Annotated in this window: 1 protein-coding gene; it reads left to right on the top strand. The window is 65.9% G+C overall.

Features of this window, described 5'->3' with window-relative positions:
• Positions 1-618 (top strand): AMP-binding protein (locus A5622_RS00730; RefSeq protein ID WP_156752789.1); only part of this gene is annotated, 618 nt, incomplete at both ends.

Here is a 618-nt window from a genome sequence, read left to right as displayed (position 1 = left end):
GAACTGCTCGTCGACCGACTCAACCCCACCCGATCACTGACCCATCACCCCCTGATCCAAGTGCTGTTGGCCTGGCAATACCGCACCAGTCTTTCCGGTGGCCCCACGGTCGGGTCATTCGGCGAACTGCAGGCCATGCCATTGCCGGTCGATACCCGCACCGCTCGCATGGACCTGATGTTCACCCTGGCCGAGCGTTTCACCGAGCGTGGGGAGCCCGCGGGCATCGGCGGCGCGGTGGAGTTCCGCATCGATGTGTTCGACGCGGCGACCATCGAGACTTTGATCGAGCGGTTCCGGCGGGTGTTGATGGCGATGACCACCGACTGCGCTCAGCGGTCCTCGTCGATCGGTGTGCTCGACGAGCATGAGTGCGGCGTACTCGATGGGTGGGGTAATCGCCGGGTGCTGGCGGCGCCGGCTACCGGGGCGGTGTCGATTCCCGAGCTGTTCGCGGTTCAGGTGGCCCGCATGCCGGGGGCGGTGGCGGTGAGTTTCGAGGGCCGCGAGCTGACTTATCGGGAGCTTGATGAGGTTTCGAATCGGTTGGCGCATGGGCTGGTTGACCGCGGGGTAGGCCCAGGCGGGTTGGTGGGGTTGTTGTGTTCGCGGTCGGCT

Source organism: Mycobacterium sp. 1245801.1, assembly GCF_001673055.1.
GTDB lineage: Bacteria > Actinomycetota > Actinomycetes > Mycobacteriales > Mycobacteriaceae > Mycobacterium > Mycobacterium europaeum_A.
This window is presented reverse-complemented; position numbering and strand designations above follow the sequence as displayed.